Origin of the sequence: Bradyrhizobium sp. B120 (genome assembly GCF_049075665.1) — a bacterium.
In the GTDB taxonomy this organism is placed as follows: Bacteria; Pseudomonadota; Alphaproteobacteria; order Rhizobiales; family Xanthobacteraceae; genus Bradyrhizobium.
Genome location: NZ_CP185242.1, coordinates 8665714 through 8684460 on the forward strand (window position 1 = coordinate 8665714; position 18747 = coordinate 8684460).

Below are 18747 nucleotides of genomic sequence, written 5' to 3' on the forward strand. Positions count from 1 at the left end.
GCGAAGCAATCCATCGTGCCGCACACGTTGAAGCATGGATTGCTTCGTCGCTATCGCTCCTCGCAATGACGACGAGCTAGATTATCGCCTCACGCGCGATGGCGCTGCGACTTGGCCATCGGCATGTTGGCGTTCCAGTGCGTCCAGCTGACGCTGGCGAGGCTGCCCCGGTCCGTTGCCAACGGACGACGCGTGCGGCGCTCGTACTCGGCGATGCAGCGGCCGGATTCGCCGATCTTGCGCTGCAATTCGTCGATCGTCATCTGCGTCGCGCGGCCGCAATTGGCCTTGCCGAGCTGATCGACCTCGATCGCCTTCAACGCCGCACGCAGCTTCTTCAGCTGCGCGCGCTGCCAGGCAATGTGACTGTTGCTGTCTGCTGTCATGTGGCCGCCACCATCTTCGATCGTTGCACGCCGTTGGGAACCTCGATGTCGACTTCCAACATCGAGACGAACTTGCCCCGGTCCATCCGGACCACGACCTTGTCGGGATCGACGTCGATATGCTTGGAGACCACGCCCAGGATTTCCGAGCGGAGCATTTCCAGAAGGTCCGGCGTGCCGGTCCGGCCGCGCTCATGCGAAAGCAGGATCTGCAACCGCTCCCGCGCGATGGGCGCCGATGCAGAGCGGCCGCCGAACAGCCGCATTACGTTCATCATGCCGCCCTCCGTCGCAGCAGCCGGTCCATCAGCCCCTTGCGTTCGACCGGCACAATCATCTCGACCTGCTCGCCCATCAGGCGCCGCACCGCGTCGGTATAGGCGCGCGCCGGCGCGCTGCTCGCAGCGTTCAGCGTGACCGGGCAGCCGACATTGGAGGCGCGCAGCACGTCCTGGCTTTCGGGGACGATGCCGAGCAGCGGTGTGGCAAGGATTTCCAGGATATCATCGATCGACAGCATCTCGCCGCGCGCGGCACGCGCGCTGTCGTAGCGGGTGACCAGCAGATGCTTCTCGACCCGCTCGCCACGCTCGGCGCGAGCGGTCTTGGAATCCAGCATGCCGATGATGCGGTCGGAATCGCGCACCGACGACACTTCCGGATTGGTGACGATGATGGCCTCGTCGGCGTAGCGCATCGCGAGCGTCGCGCCGCGTTCGATGCCGGCCGGGCTGTCGCACAGGATCCAGTCGAACTTGGTCTTGAGGTCGGCGATCACGCGCTTGACGCCCTCTTCGGTCAGCGCGTCCTTGTCGCGGGTCTGCGACGCCGGCAGCAGCCAGAGGTTTTCCAGCCGCTTGTCGCGGATCAGCGCCTGCGGCAGCTTGGCGACGCCCTGCACCACATTGATGAGGTCGAACACGACCCGCCGTTCCGCGCCCATCACCAAATCGAGGTTACGCAGGCCGACGTCGAAATCGATGACGACGACGTTCTGGCCCATTTGCGCGAGCGCCGCGCCAAGCGCAGCGGTGGAGGTCGTCTTGCCGACCCCGCCCTTCCCAGACGTCACGACCAATACCTTGGCCATTCTCTCTCTCCTTGTGGTCGATCAGTTCAAAGCTGTGATGCGCAGCATTTCGCCCTCGAGCCACGCCTGGGCGGGCCGGTTGCGCAAGCTGTCGGCGATTTCATCTGCGGTCTGGTAGTAGCCGTCGATGGCGAGCAGTTCGGCCTCGATCTTCTGGCAGAAGATCCGGGCCGCCGAATTGCCGTTGATGCCGGCCATCGCGCGGCCGCGTAGCGTGCCGTAGACATGGATCGAGCCGCCGGCGACGATCTCGGCGCCGGAGCCGACCGAGCCGAGCACGGTGACATCGCCCTCGGCGAACACGATCGACTGGCCGGAACGCACCGGGCTCTCCAGCAGCAGCGACGGCAGCTTGGTCTTGTCCTTGTCTTTGTTCTTTTCCTGCGCCGGCGGCGTCTTCGGCTCGACATGGGTGATCGCGCAGGCGCGGCCGCCGGTCAGAAGCGGCGGCAGGTTGGCGCCGAGCTTGGATTCGTCGACACCTTCGATGCCGAGGATGCGGATATTGCGTTCAGCGAGGCTGCCGACCAGATGCGCGATCGCCGCCTGGCTGAGGTCGACCGCCGAGAGGTCGAGCACCACAGGCTTGCCGGCGAAGAAGCCCGGCGACTTCCCGAGCGTCGCGTCGATCTCGGCGAGCCAGGACACGACCGGCACGACGGGCGAGAAAACGAACGCAACGTAGGAACGGCCCCGCATGCGGACCTGCTGACGTGCCACCTGTGGAGTTGCGTCCATCGCCTCTGACTCGGTTGTCTTGTCGAATGGTTAACAATCGGACCGCATGGTTAACCAAAGGTTAACAGAGGGGGGTGTTTTCACGGATTTGCGAGGGCCGTTCCTTTCGCACCGGTCGTTAGCGGCGACCTGTTGCCTGGACGCATGATTCTGGGACCGGCGGCGCGGATCAACGCCGCGACGACGGCGATCGCTCGGCCTGCACCGACGCATTGAACACCGCGCGGCATGACGGACTGAGCTGCTCGACTTGCGCGGCCATGCAGTCCCTGATCCGGCCGCGATCCGGAATGTAGGCGCCGCACAAGCGCACCGCGTCACCCATGCAGGCTTGGCGCTGCATCGATTCGTTTGGACCGGACTGGGCCATAACGGGCGCGATGGTTGCACCGAGAAGCACGAGGGCAAGACGAAGTTTCATGGATTCACTCTCTCACTGGCAGGTTGAAGTGTTGGTCGAGACTGGATGTCACGACAGCGGCGTGCGGCCGTTGCCGGCTGCGGGTTCGGCGTCGGCTTGCGACGGCGGAAGATGCAGAAGCGTTGCGATCGTCGTATCGAGCAGCTGCGTCCGCGCTGTCTCGGGATCGATCTCGGGCGCGAACCGGCCGAGCAGCATCGGAAAGGCCGGCGGCTGGTTGAGCGCCGCGTTGAGCAACGCAAAGAACAGCGCCGGATGGCTGCTGCGGATGATGCCCGCCGCGATGCCGGCCTCGAACAGCTCGCGCGCGCTCTCATAGGCCGGACGCAGCAGCTTTTCGGTCACCATTGCGGAGCGCTCCGGCGCTTCCGCGCCGTGGCGAACCACGAAGTCCCTCACCTGCGGATGCGCGGCATAGAAATTGGCGACGCGGATGATGAGATCGCGTAGCCGGTCGGCCAGCGAACGGCGCGTGTCGGTGGCGATCGCATGCACCTCGGCCATCACAGGCTCCGCAAGTGTCACGACGCGGTCGAGGCAGGCCTCCCACAGCGCGGCCTTGTTGCCGAAGTGGACGCGCACGAGATTCGGCGCGACGCCCGCCGCCGCAGCGACGCTGCGCAGGTCGGCGCCGTCGAAACCGAGACTCGCAAAGGCCTCGGTCGCCGCGATCAGCAGCGCCTGGCGGCCGTCGGGCATGTCCTTGCTGCGGCGTCCCTTGGGCCGGGAGGCCGGCAGCGCGGCGGCGGTCGTCGTTCCAATCATCGCTCACCAGATATGTTCAGGCGAACATATAAATTGGCAAGCCCGCATTTCAAGTTCGAGGCACGATCTAAAAGCTTATAAAATTCAGATAGATAGCTGAGATGACGCGGATGTGAGCGCGACGGCCAACCGCCAAAGAAAAAGCCGGCGTCAATCGACGCCGGCTTCATGCCATTGAGCGGATCCGAAAGGGGCAGCTCAGCTCTTGACGTCAGCAGCCCAGGTCTTCTCGATCTGCTTCACGACGCTGTCGGGCATCGGGATGTAGTCGAGTTCTTCCGCGCTCCTGGCGCCCTTATCGAAGGCGAACTTGAAGAACTTGAGCGCTTCCTTCGAGGCGGCCTTGTCGGTCGCATCCTTGTGCAACAGGATGAACGTCGAAGCGACGATCGGCCAGGACTTGTCGCCCGGCTGGTCGGTCAGGATCAGGTAGTAGCCGGGCGCGTTGGTCCAGTCGGCGTTCGACGCCGCAGCCTGGAACGCTTCGTTGGTCGGCTGAATGGCCTTGCCCGCCTTGTTGATCAACGCGGTGTAGGTCAGCTTGTTCTGCTTGGCGTAGGCATACTCGACATAGCCGATCGAGTTCTTGGCCTGCGCGATATTGCCCGCGACGCCTTCGTTGCCCTTGGCGCCGACGCCGACCGGCCATTCGACCACAGTGCCGGAACCGATCTTGCTCTTCCAATCCGGGCTGACCTTGCTCAGATAGTCGGTGAAGTTGAAAGTCGTTCCCGAACCGTCGGCGCGATGAACCACCGAAATCGCCTCGGACGGCAGCTTGGCCTTCGGATTGAGCTTCTTGATCGCGGCGTCATCCCACTTGGTGATCTTGCCGAGGAAAATGTTGGCGAGCGTCGGACCGTCGAGAACCAGATCGCCGGCCTTCACGCCGTCGAGGTTCACCACCGGAACGATCGCACCCATGATCATCGGCCACTGCGCAAGGCCGTCCTTCTGCAGCTGGTCGGACTTCAGCGGCGCATCGGTGGCACCGAAGGTCACGGTGTTGGCTTCGATCTGCTTGATGCCGGCACCCGAACCGATCGACTGGTAATTCACGCCACTGCCTGAATCCTTCTTGTAGGCGTCGGCCCATTTGGAGAGGACAGGGAAGATAAATGTCGAACCGGCACCGGTGATGTCGGCTGCGAAGCTCGGCGTCGCCATAGCCACCAGACTGGCGGCCACGATTGTCTTGACGAATTTCATGTTGATCTCCGTGGAAACGCGAGAGGTCTCGCGCGCTCGATGCTCTCGTAAGCAGCCGCAACGTTTTTTCGGAGGCCCATGACGACGGGATGACAGTGGCCGGTAACCTTCGGCCTACGTCAAAAGTTCGGAACCGCACGGGATACCGCCTGTCGCGGTTCCCCTGAGTTTGACGGAGCGGCGCGCTGGAAGTTACTCCGCCTTGATGTTGGCCGACTTGACGATCGGCCACCACTTCTCGACCTCGGCGGCCTGATGATCGCGCAGCGCAGCGGGGCTCTGTCTATCCGGTGACGGAATCTCCTGCCCGAGTTCGGCGAGGCGTTGCCGAACAACGGGCTCGGCGAGCGCCGACGTCACCGCCTTCGACAGAACAGACACGATATCGGCCGGTGTGCCCTTCGGTGCCCAGATGCCGTGCCAATACGCGATGTAGAGACCCGGCAATCCGGCTTCATCGACAGTTGGAATCTCGGGCGCCGATGCGAGCCGCGATGATGCGGTCACCGCAAAAGCCTTCACGGTTCCGCTCTTCACCTGCGGCAGCGAGTTGGTGGCCTGATCGAACATGATGTCGATATGCCCGGCCATCAGATCGTTCAGCGCGGGACCGGCGCCGCGATACGGCACGAAGGAGAAGTTCGTCCCCGTCAGCTGCTGGAAGAACACGCCCGCGACATGCGCGCCCGAACCCGGGCCCGCGGTGCCCGCGGTCGCCTTGTCGCCATTGGTCTTGAGCCAGGCGATCAGCTCTTTCAGATTCTTCGCCGGCAGATCGGGCCGTCCGATGATGAGCTGCGGTCCGCTCGCGATCAGCGCAATCGGCGCGAATTCGCGCACGTCATATTGCAGCTGATAGATCGCGCCGTTGAGGCAATGCGTGCCCCAATGCCCGATCGTGATCGTGGTGCCGTCCGGCGCCGCGCGCGAGGCGCGCAGCCCCGCGACAGTACCTGAGGCGCCCGTGACATTCTCGATGATGACGGGATGGCCGAGCGCATTGCGCATGTATTCGGCGAGGATCCGCGCCAGCACGTCGGTCGGCCCACCGGCAGCGAACGGCACGATCAAAGTGATGGGGCGCGCCATGGTCTCGGCGCGCGCGCGACGGGAAGCAAGCGGCAGCGTCGCCGCGCCGAGTGCGAGTTGCAGGAATGGCCGGCGAGACATGTTGGGCATGCGCGTTCCCCCTCATGCTGTCATAGAGCCGGCAGTGTCGCGCGGTCCAGCGTAAGACGTCAGAGACGCGATGTCCGTGCTTGAACGGCAAAAGCTTGCCGTTGCGCGGCGTCGCCCGGCCGGCGCGTCACCCAGATCAGGCAAATCCTGCAACCTTTGGATGCCGGTCAGCCCCGACCACGGTCATCGAACTCGCATGAAAGCGTCATCCCGCCGTCAATTGACCGCGACAAGTTGTCGCGGCCAGTGCAGGCGATTCCAAACTCACCGAAATTAAAGAGGGGCGAACTCATGAGTGGCTTTCGTGACTATTTCTTGTCAACTGCCGCGATAGCGGCAGCCATGCTGGCTTGCGGCGTCGCCGTCGCGCAAGCGGATGACGACAACGACCATTCGCAGCGACATGGCTACAAGCACGTCCTGCTGATCAGCGTCGACGGCATGCACGCCGTCGATTTGAAGCGTTGGGTCGAAAGCCGCCCCGGCGGCAACTTCGCGCAGCTCACCGGAAAGGGCGTCGTCTATCCGAACGCTTTGACCACCGCGCCATCCGACAGCTTTCCCGGCATGCTCGCGCAGGTGACGGGCGCTACGCCGAAGGGCGGCGGCCTGTTCTACGACGACAGCTATGATCGCACCGAATATCCGGCCAAGGCCTTCTATACCAGCCAGGGCCTTGCGGACCCCGGTTGCGTCGGCCCGGCGGGAACCGAGCTCACCAACTTCGAAGCGCTCGACAAGACCTACAATTACTCCAGCGGACTGGTAGCCGATTACACCGCCGGCGGCACGCTGGGTCAGGTCTACACGCAGCTCGATCCGGATCACATGCAGCGCAAGCTCGTGAACGGCCAGTGCGTGCCGGTCTATCCCCACGATTACGTCCGCACCAACACGGTCTTCGAAGTCATCAAGGAAGCCGGAATGCGCACGGCCTGGTCCGACAAGCATCCAGCCTATGAGGACCTTGCGGGCCCGTCGGGCAAGGGCCTCGACGAGCTCTTCACGCCGGAGATCAATTCGCAGGACACGATCGACGCGGGCGCCCAGCCCGGCGACGACTACACCAAGAGCTACACCGGTGTCCGCTCCTACGACTCGCTGAAAGTGAAGGCGGTGTTGAACTGGATCGATGGCTATGACGGCACGCGAACCCAGCGTCAGCCAGTGCCCGCGATCTTCGGCATGAACTTCCAGGCGGTCAGCGTCGGCCAGAAGCTCGCCAAGGCCGGCCACGCGGATGCCGACAAATCGCTCGTCGGCGGCTATGCCGACGGCAAGGCAACGCCCGGCAATGCGCTCACGCTGCAATTCCAGTTCGTGGACGATGCGCTCGGCAAGTTCGTCAACGAACTCAAGGCGCAAAACCTCTACGATTCGACGCTGATCATCGTCAGCGCCAAGCACGGCCAGTCACCGATCGACGTCAAGGACCGCGTGGCGATCTCCGACGCGCTGTACAGCAACGCGCCCGGTTTCGGCACCAACGGCTTCGAGATTTGCGATGACGAGGCGCTGGTCTGGTTGTCGCCGGAGCTGCAGCAGGCGACCAATCCGGCGACCGGCCATCCCTACTACGCAGATGCCAAGGCCTACATCCTCGCCCACGCCGCCGATCTGCATATCCAGAAGCTGCTCGACCGCGACGAACTGACCAAGCTCTACGAGGATCCGTTCCACAACAGCCGGGTGCCGGACTTCATCGCCATCACCGATCATGGCGTCATCTGCACCGGCGGCAGCAAGCTTGCCGAGCATGGCGGCTTCTCCAACGACGACCGCAACGTGCTGCTGCTGCTCTCTTCGCCGCACATCAAGCATGCGCGGGTCGTCGAGGAGACGGCTTTCACCACCCAGATCGCGCCGACGATCCTTCGTGCGCTCGACCTCAATCCGCGCAGCCTCCAGGCGGTTCGTGACGAAGGTGTCGAGGCCCTGAAGCTGAAGTAAAGCGCAAAGCGAGCAACGCACCGAATGGCCTACCTATCGGCGCCCCGGGCATGGGGCGCCGATATCTTTGCGGTGCGCCTCAAGAGGCGAACTTTCAGGCCGGGAAGCAGGCCGCGGCCGTCAGCGTGAACGGCGCCAGATTGAGGATCTGGGGAAACTGGAATTGATAGTTCGCGCTCACCTGGCTGCCGCACGCCGCGGCGCTGTAGGTGAACGTCGAGGACGGGAGGCTCAGTCCAAACGCTTGCTGGGTTGCGTAGGTGGCGATCGCGCTCGGATTGCCGGTCGGGCAAAGCGCGGTGTTGACGCTGGCGCATCGCGCCGTGACCGCGACCGCGTGCTGCATTCCCACCTGCGTCCACATCAACAGCCCGAACTCGATCACGCCGAACAGGAACGCGAAGAAGAGCGGCGCGATCAGGCCGAATTCGAGTGCCGACGCCCCGCTCCGGTCGGCCCAGAATGCGCGCTTCACTGCAGCCTCGCTGTCGACTGCGTGCTGATGATATAGGTGTTCGGAACGACCTGATAGTTGATGATGGTCGAGTAGCTGCCTTGCGCAGAGACGATGGTGTATGTGCCTGCCATTCCGCCTCCGGGACACACTGCCCCGCAGGTCATGCTGGTGACGCCCGAGCTGGTCGCACACCCGCAAAACTTGATCGGAACAGGCGAGGCGTTGATCACATTGGAATTCGTCGCGGCTGTCACGGCGGTCGAAATCGCATTGGCGTCGAACCCATGTGCGATGGCATACTCGACGCCTGCTTGCGACGACCCCTCCACCTGCATCTTGCGGTAGATCGCAAGGCCGATATCGGTCACCGAAACGACCATCAGCGAAAGCAGCGGAACCAGGACGCCGAATTCGATCGCCGCGACACCGCGCGTGTCTTTTCCGAACCTGCGACGGAAGAGTGTGCGGCGGCGTTGAGAACGACGCTCACTACCTATCGTGCCCGTTTTCATCTCATCCCTCCAGCTTACTCGACAAGCTGCGCTGTCGCCGTACCGATGGCATTACCGCCCATCGCAGCGCAATTGACCTGGACATTGGAATTTCCGACGATCGAGATCGTGTCGGCGATGATTTGCGTACATGTCGTGCTCGTGCCGTTACCGCCACTGAAGCTCAGCGCCGCCTTCGGCAAATAGACCGCTCCCTGCAGATTTTGCGTACCGCCGCCCGTCAGGTTGAAGCTGCTGCCGACCGGCATCCTGCGATCGCCATAGATCGCGATTCCCGAGGTCACTCCGCTCGTCGGCGCGGTGAGGCTGACATTGGCGTTGCTTCCGATCGTCGCCGAGCCCCAGTTGCCGGCCGAGCCGGTGAACACCAGGGTGACGCCGGTTCCCGTGATCGTAGCGTTGCCGGCCACCGACAAATTCGCGCCGTTGAAATAGTAGATCCCCGGATTGAATGTCAGCGTGGCACCTGCGGCCACCGAGATGTCGCCGCAATAGCTGCCCGGACTGAGGGTCGTCGTCCCCTTCACGTTGAACTTGTTCGAGTAGTCGCACCACGTCGGCATCGTGGGCGTGACGTTGGCATAGGGATCCGCGATCGCCCTGATGCCGGTCCGAATGCCATTGGTCGCCGTGATGCTGCTCGCCCCGGAAACCCCGCCGACGACGCCGACCATGGCCGCGGATATCGTTGCCGTCCCGCTGACATTGAGTGCCGAGCCGGCGTTGGAGTCGTCATAGAGATTGCAGTTGATCAGGTTGAGTTGGGTGTTGCCCTTCACGGTCACGGCAGGATTCGCGGTCGGGTCGAGCGCCAGCACGCAGCCTGTCCCGACATTGCCCAGTGCGACGGCACGGGCCGTGACCGGCACCGCCCCGGAGCCGAACAACGCCGACATGAGCCGCGCTTGCGGCTGGGTGATGATGACTTCGACCGCCTGGGAGCTGGAGGTGAAGCTTCCCGTGGACGGCGGCTGGTTCACAGTGACGGTGACGTTACCGATCCCGTTCGCGTAGCCGTAGAACGTCGTGATGGCGTTGGCTTCGGTCGCAAAATTGGTACCGGCGGTGGCTGCACTGACCGCCGCCGAGTCGGCCGCGCTCATCATGTTCTTGTGCTTGTAGAACCACCACGCGACCTCGGTACCGAGTCCTGCGGTTCCGACCAGGACTGGCATCAGCAAGGCGATGATAATCGCATAGCTGCCGGACTGGTCGCGCGCAAAGCGCTTCAGAACACCATCCGGGCACGCTTGGCACTCATCCGGTGCCGGCCTCATTTGCGAGGATATTCCAACTTCCGCCTTCCAAGTGATGAAGGCCGTCATGTTGTCCTCACGCCGCTTGTGGCAAGTCTCCCCAATTCCTACAGCGTGACAATTTAATGTCAGTTCTGCGCGATCGACGAAAATCGGACATGGCTCTTAACACTCCTTTAGCCAATCCGGGCCGTCCGATCCTCTGTCGTGCTGCAGCAAACATGACCGTCGAAGTTGGCCGCGCGCAGCTCTGCGCGCGCTCAGGAGCCGAGCTTCGCCCGTAGCATGGGGCCAAGGAGATTCGAGTAATCGTCCGTCCAGAGTGCGCTGGCGGGGTCCGGCGACATGGCGGCCCAATGCCGGGCCGCCTCGCCGACATCGTCAGGCGTGCGCGCAAGCATCACCACCCGGGACGCCGTCCTCAGCGTGGTCATGACGTCGCCGACGGGATGCCCTTCCTTGAAGAGTGCGATCAACCCTTGGGACTGCGCGATATTCGCCATGATCGGCGCGAGGTCGAGATGGCGGTTGGAGATATGTACGAGGATGACCCCGTGCGGCGCCAGCTTCGACAGATAGCCGGCGATCGCTTCACGCGTCAGCAGGTGGACAGGAATGCTATCGGACGAGAAGGCGTCCAGCACGATCAGGTCGTAGCGATCACGTGAGGCCTGCAGTGTGAGACGCGCATCGCCGAGCACGAGGCCGGCCTTCGGCGCGCAGCGCGACAGGAACGTGAAGAGGGTTGGATTGCTCGCGATCCGGATCACCTCGGGATCGATCTCGAAGAACGTCCAGTTCTCTGCGCCGCGACGGAGGCAGGCCAGCGTGCCGGTACCGAGACCGACGACCGCAACCCGTCCGAAGCTGCTGCGGGCGCTGCGTGCCGCCGCAACCCCCTCGGCCAGCGGGCTGCCCGGATAGTAGTAGCTCTGAGGCTGAGGCGCTCCGGAGACTGGCGTACCGTCGTCGTTGCGCAACCGCTCTGCGCCATGCATCGTGTTGCCGTGGAACAGCAGCCGCGCGCGGCCATCCGCGAGGTCGACCACGGTATGGACCCCGAAGAAGCTGCGCGCGGTCTCGATCGGGGCCATGCCGGGACGCCAGAACGTCGTCAGCATCAGGCCGGCGATCGCCAATCCGGCGAATGACACCGGCCGCTGGCGCAAAAAAATCATGCCGGCCGCCAGCACGACCAGCAAGACCCTGAACGGCAGCTCGAAGGAGGCCGGAAGCTGCAACTGGGTCACGTACCAGACCATGGCAAGCGCGATCGCCACCGCCAGCCACGGCGACGCCTTGATCAGCGCCTGGCGCGCGCCGCCGGCGAACATGCCGGGCAGCGCCAGCAATGCGAGCGCGATCAGGATCGGATATTCGTAGTTGCCGGAAAAGATCTGCGGCGCCAGCAGTCCCGCGAAGGCGCCGCCCAGTACACCGCCGAACGAGGTGCACAGGAAGAACTCCGTCAGCCGTTGCGGGTTCGGACGCCGGGCATAGAGTTCGCCATGACAGAGCAGCGCCAACAGCGTGAACACGACGAGATGGAGCATGATCGTCGTGAGCCAGAACACCTTGGCACCGACCAGACTGATCGCAAGCGGGGCCACGGCGAACGGAACGAGGCGCACCACGGTCGCGTGGCTGATCCACGGCCGGTCGCGGAACACGACAACGAAGGTGAACAGATAGAGCGCAAGCGGAATGACCCAGAGAAAGGGCGCTGCCGCGACGTCGGTCGTCAGATACGCGGTGACCGCGATGACCAGCCCGGACGGAATCGCCGCAAGCGCGATCCACCGCAGCCTGTCGGCCACGCTGATGACCGATGTCTCCGGCGACGGCGTCACGCTCACGGCGTCATTGCCCCGTCCGAGCACGAAGGCAACCGCCGTGATGAGCAGCGCGAGGACCGCAAAGCCGAACGACCAGATGCTCGCCTGCATATTGAGCGCCAGCAGTGGCTCGACAACGACAGGATAGGCAAACAGAGCCGCGAACGAGCCGAGATTCGACGCGGCATAGAGCACATAGGGATTGCTGGCATCGCGATGGCCGCTTCCGGCGAACCAGCTCTGCAGCAAGGGGGCGCTGGCCGACAACGCGAAGAACGGCAGGCCGATTGAGGCAGCGAACAGCCCGAACAGCCAGAGCGCGGTTCCATCTGCGGGTGGCGCACCCCAATTGGGCGCGATCGCGATCGGCAAGGTCATGGCCGTGACGGCGAGCAGCAGCAGGTGGACGAGCCCCGCGCGCTGCGGCCCGAACAACCGGCCGAGCAGATGTGCATAGGCATAGCCGGCGAGCAGGACGGCCTGGAAGAACACCATCGCCACCGACCAGACCGAGGGCGCGCCGCCAAGCTTCGGCAGCACCAGTTTCGCGAACATCGGCTGAATCAGGAACAGCAGCAGCGCAGATACGAACAACGTCGCCACGCTGAGAACCGGCAGCAGGCGCGTTTCATCGGCAGCACGCGATACCTCTGGGAGCGTGCGCTCCGGCGCGTTCTCGAAAAGTGACATCAGTTGATCCCTGCAATCCCTGCGTGCAGGGTAGATTAGCCGCGCCTAAGCAAGGGTTAATCGGAGTCAGGGAGCGTCTATCGGCCGCGGAAGGTCCGGCAATCTCGTTGAATGATAAAGTAGTCGAGCTGCTGGGAACCCATCCATTGAGCCATTGCCGGAAATACAGTTTTACCTACCGACAGGATCCTCGCCACTGGCCTTTCACTTCTTGTCCGGCGTCCCTTCAACACCGGAGCCAAATCGCACCCAGTTCTGCCCATCGAACTTCTGTAATTGCATTCGCTCGATCGGATAGTGGTCGCTCGGCGATGTCGTCAACGCGATATCCGGAAGCAGCATGTCGAGGTGCGCCCCGTTCAAAGCCTCGGCCTGCCTCATGACGTTGGCGCGCGTCAGGTCATCCCCGCATTGCTTGAGCACGTCAACCAGCGCCTGCGCAGCGTTGTATCCATAGACCACGTAAGAGTTGTCTTTGTCCTCGCCCGGCATGTGCTCGGCCATGAAATCGGAGAATTTCTTCAAGCCGGGGTCATCCTTCCAGGCCGCATCCGCGGGATCCTTGCTGTAACTTGCGGTGATGATGTCCCTGGCGTTCTCGAGGCCGGCGGGCTTCAGCACGGCGCTGATCGACTGCGAGTTTCCATGCAAAATCTGCACGGGCTTCCAGCCGATCTCTGCCGCCTTCTTGATGGCTTGCGCCGCGAATTTCGCGGAGGCGAAATTGACGAAGATGCTCGCGCCCGAGAACTTCAGCTTCACAAGCTCGGAATCGATCGTCGGTGCGCTTGTCTCATACGTGACCTCGGCGACGATGTTGCCGGCCGCTTCGCCCAGACCGTCTTTCAAGCCCTTGATGTTGTCCCGTCCGAAGTCGTCATTCGACGACAGCACGGCAATCTTTCCGTCGGGATAGTTTTCGCGCAGGTACTTCCCGTAGATGCGCGTTTCGCTCTGGTAGCTTGGCTGGAAGCCCATCGACCAGGGATATGCCTTGTGGTCGCCGAAGACGGTTGCTCCGGCCGCGATGAACAGCTGCGGCACCTTCCTGGCGTTGACATATTTGATGACCGACATGGTGGTCGGCGTACCCAGCTGATTGAAGAGCAGCAGCACCTCGTCGCTCTCGATCAGCTTGCGAGTCTGCTCGACGGTCTTCGGGGGACTATAGGCATCATCATAGGAGATGAACTCGATCTTGCGGCCGTTGACCCCGCCTTGATCGTTGATCATCTTGAAGTAGGCGGCTTCGGTCCTGGCGATGATGCCGTTCGAGGACAGCGGTCCACTGTAGGGGGCCGTGTTGCCGATCTTGATCGCCGTGTCGGATACGCCGGGATCGTAGCGCTTCTCCCCGTGAGCCGAGCCTGGCGCCGCAACGGCCAGGCCGGTCAGGATCGTCAGCGCGACACCCAAACAAGCAGATCTCGCCTCGCGCGCGTGCCGTGGCATCTCTTTCCTCGCAGTTTGGTTTTCGATCGGCAATCGGCCGGGCGCTACGCCGTCTTCAGGTCGAATTCGAAACGGGTTCCCCACGTCGTGAGCTGATCAATCGTCCACACACGCGGGCGTTGGGGAAATGCGTCGTGCCACGGCCGCGGTTCGAAAATATTGAGTTCTGGAACGAGCACGTCCATGTCGGAGTAGAGCTCGATCAGAAAGCGGCTGGGGTCATAGTGATAGGAGGCAAGGTTGTGGCCCGCGGTGTGCCGCGTCGGGCCCCAAAGCATCGGATGCCCTGTCGTCGCGAGAAAATCCGCAGCATCGTGATGCGCGGCGCGGCTGCGCAGCTCAAAGGCGAGATGGTGAACACGCGCCTCCGGTGCCGCGATGATATTGAGCACGTGGTGATCGTGGTTGCAGGTCAGGAACGTGGCTATGCCCTCGAACCAATCGGTCGCACGAAACCCGATAGCCGAACAGAATTTGATCAGCTTGTCCGCCTCCGGCGCCATCAGGGCGACGTGCCCGAGCCGCGTCGGAATGACGCCCGAGGTGCGGAAGCCAGGGCCGGGCATCGCCATCTCTGGCACGAGGTGAATCGTGTGCCCGGCGACGACGACCTCCACCAGCTCCGGAACGCCCGGCCGCGCATCGCTCTTCCTTTCGGCGGAAAGTCCGAGATCGCGCAGTGAGCGGATCGTCTCGTCGACCGTCTCCTGGCCGATCCTCAGGCCAAGCGCGGTGAGGCGTTTGTCGGACGCCGGCTTGATGGTGATGTTGTGGTGATCGACACCGAGGCTGAAATAAGTGCGGCCGTCGGAGCCGCGCTCGGTCGGCGTTGCGCCGATCACTTGATCATAATAGGCGATCTCCTGCTCTGCGGCAGGCGTATCGAGATCGACATAGGCGATTTGGAAAGCGCGGGTCATGGTTTTTCCTCCAGCGTCGCCGCGACGGCTTCTGCGTCGTAGCCATAAAGTCGGTTCATTGCCTCGGGGCTGCCGCGCACGCCGCGCGTGGCGAGGACGTGATCCCTCTCGATCTGCTGCGGTCCATCCGGCATGTGGAAGCTCGTGGAATTGGCGCGGGATCTTTCCTGCACCTCGGTCGCTCGCGGCTTGCGAAAGGCGACGTAATCCCGGAACGCCGACGGAATGTCGAAGGCGGTGTGTTTCAGGCAGGCCGCCAGCGCCGCGCCGTCCTCGATGGCCTGTGCGGCGCCTTGTGCCATGAACGGCAGCATCGGATGACAGGCGTCCCCAAGGAGCGCGATGCGCCCCTGCGTCCATTCCGGAAACGGATTGCGATCGAACAGCGCCCATTTGAATGTCTCGTCGACCGCGTTGAGGATCGTCGCAAGCTGCGGATGCCACCCTTCATAGATCTTCACGGCATCGGAGATCGAACCACGGTCGGACCATTGCTCCCGCGTCCACGTCGCCGCTTCGCTCACCGCCACAAAATTCAGAAAGCGACCGGCGGCGACGAAGTAATGGACAAAGTGTCCGCCCGGACCCACCCAGTTCGTGACATCGAGCGGCAGGTCGAGATGCGCGACGCGCTCCACAGGCGCGAGCCCCCGATATGCGATCTGCCCCGAGAACCTCGGCTTCTCCTCGCCGAACAGACACTCGCGAACCCTGGAGTGGATGCCGTCGGCTCCGATCAGGAGATCGCCGCGCGCGGACGTGCCGTCGTCAAAATGGGCAGTCACGCCATCGTCGTCTTGCGCGACATTGATCAGACGACGCCCGAGCTTGATCTCCTTGCGGCCGAACGCGTCCGCCAGGAGAGCGATGAGGTCCGCCCGGTGGAAATGGTAGTAGGGCGAACCGTAGCGGTCCTCGAGGACGTCGCCCAATTCTTCGCGCCCCAGCACACGGCCGTCCTGCCAGCGACGAAACACCACGGCGGCGGGACGAACGGCGGCTCGCGCCATGGCGTCGCCAAGCCCATAGCGGCGAAGCAGCCGGGAGGCGTTGGGGCTGATCTGGATGCCGGCGCCGACCTCGCGTTGCGCCGTCGTCTGCTCGAACAGGGAAACCTCGAGACCAGCCCGGCGCAGCGCAATGGCCGCGGCCGTGCCGCCGATGCCGGCCCCGATCACGAGAGCATGCAGCGGCTTCACCGCTCGCCTCCCCAGCCGAGAGCCGTCGCGAGGATCGCGTCAGCATTGGGTGCCTTGCCGCCCGTGCCGCGCCACGCGATGTGATGGTCGGGGCGGACCAGCAGCATGTCCCGGCCATAGACGCCCTTCAGATCGGGCTCGTCGAGTTGCAGGATCGACAGCGGAATCCGGCGTCGCGCCGCAGCGTCGACGAAGGCTGACGGGTCGGCGCCGCGGAAATCGATCAGCGTGAAATGCTGACCCAGCCGATCGTACAGCGCCGTCCCGTCCTTCAGATACGTGCTGGGCAGGCGGGCACCGGGCGTGCTCGTCGGCTTGTAGACGACCGGATCGAACGGAAACGGAGCGGCCGCGCCATCGGCGACGATCGGCGATCCCTCGTAGACGAAGCCGTGCTCGATCCCGAAAGATTCGTTCTCTGCGTTGCCAAGCCTGGCGAGCTCTGCACCGACTTCGGCGCGGCGCACCGGATTCTCGCTGTTGTCGCCTTGCAGCAGGTTTCCATAGGCTTCGGCAATCTGCATTCGCACCTGCATGTGGCGGCCGGACGCGTCGCGATTGCGCGCGGCGACTGGCCGTCGCTCGGCTTCGTATGAAGCAAGAAGACCGGGCCCGCCGAAACCTTGCAGGGTCGCCGCCAGTTTCCAGCCGAGGTCGATGGCGTCGCCGACTCCGGAGTTCATCCCGTAGCCGCCGGTCGGGATGAACTGATGTGCGGAGTCGCCGGCGAGGAGGACGCGTCCCTTGCCATAGGATTCAGCGACCAAAAGATGCGGCGTCCAGGCATTGGCGACCAGGATCTCGAACGCAAATGGCCGGCCGGCATAGGCCTCGACGAGCGCGCGTGGATCGAGCTTGGTCGCATCCTGGCCGGGCAGCACGGGAACATGCACGGTCCAGATATCATCGTCGTTCTGGGCAATCATGGTTCCAAGCGGCGACTGGTAGTGCCAGGCGACGCCCCAACGCTGCAGCAGCTCGCGCTCCGTCGATCGAAAGTGGATCATGTAGAGCTCGCCGACCCGCGACTGCCCCTCCAGCGCGATATCCAGTCCCGCGCGAACGCGGCTGGAGCCGCCGTCGCAACCGATCAGATACTGACAGCTGACCTGCTCTTGCGCGCCACTGCCCTGCTCTCGCAATGTCGCGACGACGCCATCGTCCTTCGCTTCAAAGCTTTCAAAGGCGACGCCGAACCGCACCTCGACTTCCGGACGGGCGTCGATGGCCTTCTTCAGGACAGGTTCGATCTCGACCTGCGAAACGCGCATCGGCGGTTCGAGCGGCTGGGTGCCATCGTTCCGGGTTCGGCTGTGCTTTCGAAACTCGCTCGGGCTCATGTACCGAAAACGATGCAGCTCATATCCCGCGAGGCTCGTGATCCAGGAGACGTCGAAGGGATGATCTTCCGCGACCGCGACCTTTCGCAACGCATCCGACAGGCCGAACCGGCGGAACAGCTCCATGCTGCGGCTGTTGGTGATGTCCATCTTCGGATGACGGGTCGTCGTCGCATTCCGCTCGACCAGCATGGAGCGAATGCCGAAATGGGCCAGGACGTTCGCAAGCGTCATCCCGACGGGACCGCCCCCTGCAATCAAAACCGGAACCGATTTCATTGTTTCCTCCCATAGGACCGGCGGCGGATTTTATGTTGTGTTGCCGCTTGCGCATGACACCAGATCAAGAACTGGTCTGATCGACTCCTCAACTCCGGGCAGTGTGCACCCGCGCGCAGCGATGCCGGCGAAGGTCAGGCAGCTGCGCGTACCGCATCATCGCCCTCTTGCACGATCGGATTGCGCAGCACCCCCAATCCCTCGATCTCGATCTCGCAGACGTCGCCGGGCTTCATGTAGAGCGGCGGCTTGCGTGCAGCGCCGACGCCGGACGGCGTGCCGGTCACGATCAGATCGCCCGGATACAACGTTATACCCTCGCTGATCAGCGCGACCAGCGTTGCGACATCGAAGATGAGGTCGGAGGTCGATGTCTTCTGCATCACCGTGCCGTTCAAGCGCGTCTCCAGCGTCAGGCCGTGGGCGCCGGGTGGAAGTTCGTCGGCCGTCACCAGCGCGGGCCCGAACGCACCGGTGCCGTCGAAGTTCTTGCCCATGGTCCATTGCGGCGTCCGGAACTGATAATCCCGGATCGTGCCGTCATTGAAGATCGAATAGCCGGCGACATGATCGAGCGCCGCGGACTGCGGGATATGGCGACCGCCGCGCCCGATGACTGCGACAAGCTCGCCTTCATAGTCGAGCGCTGCCGAAACCTTCGGCCGCACGATCGGCGCACCGTGCCCGATCAGGCTCGACGAGAACCGGCCGAACAGCGTCGGGTAGTCGGGCTGCTGGATGCTGCTTTCGGCGGTGTGGTCCGCATAGTTCAATCCAACACAGATGATCTTGCCGGGTGAGGACAGCGGGGGAAGGAAGGTCACGGCTTCCGGATCGAGCGGCTCGCCCTTGAGAAGCGCCGCTGCGAGATCCTTCAGTCCGTCATGCCCGCCCGCGAGGGCGCGCTCGAGCCGGCCGTGCGCGGCGCCATCATCAAGTCCCCGATATCGGCCGGCTGGATCGGCCACGGCGAGGCCGCGCTTCGCGTTTCTTTCGTAAGCGATGAACCGCATGGGGTGTTTCCTCCGTGTTCATCTGCTCTAGCACATAAAATGCACTTTGCAAATAA

18 protein-coding genes are annotated in these 18747 nt (G+C 63.5%); 1 reads left to right on the plus strand and 17 read right to left on the minus strand.

The annotated features are described in order from the left end of the window. Positions 1 to 89: 89 nt before the first annotated feature. The 8 genes from ACOIX3_RS40190 to ACOIX3_RS40225 all read right to left on the minus strand — a co-directional run bounded on the left by ACOIX3_RS40190 (position 90) and on the right by ACOIX3_RS40225 (position 5698). Complete coding sequence (locus ACOIX3_RS40190; RefSeq protein ID WP_092122321.1) at positions 90 to 386, minus strand: hypothetical protein; 297 nt, start codon at positions 384 to 386, stop codon at positions 90 to 92. Then, on the minus strand, positions 383 to 661 hold the full coding sequence (gene minE, locus ACOIX3_RS40195) for a cell division topological specificity factor MinE (RefSeq protein WP_420971915.1): 279 nt from the start codon (positions 659 to 661) through the stop codon (positions 383 to 385). Before minE ends, ACOIX3_RS40190 begins: the two co-directional genes overlap by 4 nt. Next, positions 661 to 1476, minus strand: a complete 816-nt coding sequence (minD, locus tag ACOIX3_RS40200; RefSeq protein ID WP_420967517.1) for a septum site-determining protein MinD — start codon at positions 1474 to 1476, stop codon at positions 661 to 663. The genes minE and minD overlap by 1 nt, the downstream gene beginning before the upstream one ends. A gap of 21 nt (positions 1477 to 1497) precedes the next feature. Beyond that, on the minus strand, positions 1498 to 2214 hold the full coding sequence (minC, locus tag ACOIX3_RS40205) for a septum site-determining protein MinC (RefSeq protein ID WP_420967518.1): 717 nt from the start codon (positions 2212 to 2214) through the stop codon (positions 1498 to 1500). Between the two features lie 169 nt (positions 2215 to 2383). After that, on the minus strand, positions 2384 to 2635 hold the full coding sequence (locus tag ACOIX3_RS40210; RefSeq protein WP_420967519.1) for a hypothetical protein: 252 nt from the start codon (positions 2633 to 2635) through the stop codon (positions 2384 to 2386). Positions 2636 to 2683: 48 nt separating this feature from the next. Beyond that, a complete protein-coding gene (locus ACOIX3_RS40215; RefSeq protein ID WP_420967520.1) occupies positions 2684 to 3400 on the minus strand; it encodes a TetR/AcrR family transcriptional regulator in 717 nt (238 codons plus the stop codon). A gap of 198 nt (positions 3401 to 3598) precedes the next feature. Next, on the minus strand, positions 3599 to 4609 hold the full coding sequence (gene pstS / locus ACOIX3_RS40220) for a phosphate ABC transporter substrate-binding protein PstS (RefSeq protein ID WP_420967521.1): 1011 nt from the start codon (positions 4607 to 4609) through the stop codon (positions 3599 to 3601). Between the two features lie 192 nt (positions 4610 to 4801). Next, complete coding sequence (locus ACOIX3_RS40225) at positions 4802 to 5698, minus strand: tripartite tricarboxylate transporter substrate-binding protein (protein ID WP_420971916.1); 897 nt, start codon at positions 5696 to 5698, stop codon at positions 4802 to 4804. A 381-nt stretch (positions 5699 to 6079) separates the two neighbouring features. Here ACOIX3_RS40225 and ACOIX3_RS40230 point away from each other — a divergent pair, with 381 nt between their 5' ends. After that, the gene (locus ACOIX3_RS40230; RefSeq protein WP_420967522.1) at positions 6080 to 7738 is read left to right on the plus strand and encodes an alkaline phosphatase family protein; all 1659 of its coding nucleotides are present in this window, start codon (positions 6080 to 6082) and stop codon (positions 7736 to 7738) included. A gap of 94 nt (positions 7739 to 7832) precedes the next feature. Here the strand turns inward: ACOIX3_RS40230 and ACOIX3_RS40235 are convergent, their stop codons facing one another. From ACOIX3_RS40235 to ACOIX3_RS40275, 9 genes are all read right to left on the minus strand, one after another. Beyond that, positions 7833 to 8213 carry a TadE/TadG family type IV pilus assembly protein gene (locus ACOIX3_RS40235; RefSeq protein ID WP_420967523.1) on the minus strand — a complete coding sequence of 127 codons (381 nt, stop codon included), beginning with the start codon at positions 8211 to 8213 and terminating at the stop codon, positions 7833 to 7835. Then, the gene (locus ACOIX3_RS40240) at positions 8210 to 8707 is read right to left on the minus strand and encodes a TadE/TadG family type IV pilus assembly protein (protein WP_420967524.1); all 498 of its coding nucleotides are present in this window, start codon (positions 8705 to 8707) and stop codon (positions 8210 to 8212) included. The genes ACOIX3_RS40235 and ACOIX3_RS40240 overlap by 4 nt, the downstream gene beginning before the upstream one ends. A gap of 14 nt (positions 8708 to 8721) precedes the next feature. Further along, entirely contained in the window at positions 8722 to 9984 is a 1263-nt protein-coding gene (locus ACOIX3_RS40245) for a TadE/TadG family type IV pilus assembly protein (RefSeq protein ID WP_420967525.1), read from the minus strand. A gap of 239 nt (positions 9985 to 10223) precedes the next feature. Beyond that, positions 10224 to 12488 carry a spermidine synthase gene (locus ACOIX3_RS40250; protein WP_420967526.1) on the minus strand — a complete coding sequence of 755 codons (2265 nt, stop codon included), beginning with the start codon at positions 12486 to 12488 and terminating at the stop codon, positions 10224 to 10226. Positions 12489 to 12692: 204 nt separating this feature from the next. After that, the gene (locus ACOIX3_RS40255; protein WP_420967527.1) at positions 12693 to 13940 is read right to left on the minus strand and encodes an ABC transporter substrate-binding protein; all 1248 of its coding nucleotides are present in this window, start codon (positions 13938 to 13940) and stop codon (positions 12693 to 12695) included. Positions 13941 to 13984: 44 nt separating this feature from the next. Beyond that, positions 13985 to 14860: a VOC family protein gene (locus ACOIX3_RS40260; protein WP_420967528.1), complete on the minus strand. Its 876-nt coding sequence runs from the start codon at positions 14858 to 14860 to the stop codon at positions 13985 to 13987. Next, positions 14857 to 16059: an FAD-dependent monooxygenase gene (locus ACOIX3_RS40265; RefSeq protein ID WP_420967529.1), complete on the minus strand. Its 1203-nt coding sequence runs from the start codon at positions 16057 to 16059 to the stop codon at positions 14857 to 14859. The genes ACOIX3_RS40260 and ACOIX3_RS40265 overlap by 4 nt, the downstream gene beginning before the upstream one ends. Continuing rightward, on the minus strand, positions 16056 to 17678 hold the full coding sequence (locus ACOIX3_RS40270; protein WP_420967530.1) for an FAD-dependent monooxygenase: 1623 nt from the start codon (positions 17676 to 17678) through the stop codon (positions 16056 to 16058). Before ACOIX3_RS40270 ends, ACOIX3_RS40265 begins: the two co-directional genes overlap by 4 nt. A gap of 134 nt (positions 17679 to 17812) precedes the next feature. Beyond that, positions 17813 to 18691, minus strand: coding sequence for a fumarylacetoacetate hydrolase family protein (locus ACOIX3_RS40275; RefSeq protein WP_420967532.1), 879 nt, complete (start codon positions 18689 to 18691; stop codon positions 17813 to 17815). Positions 18692 to 18747: the final 56 nt, after the last annotated feature.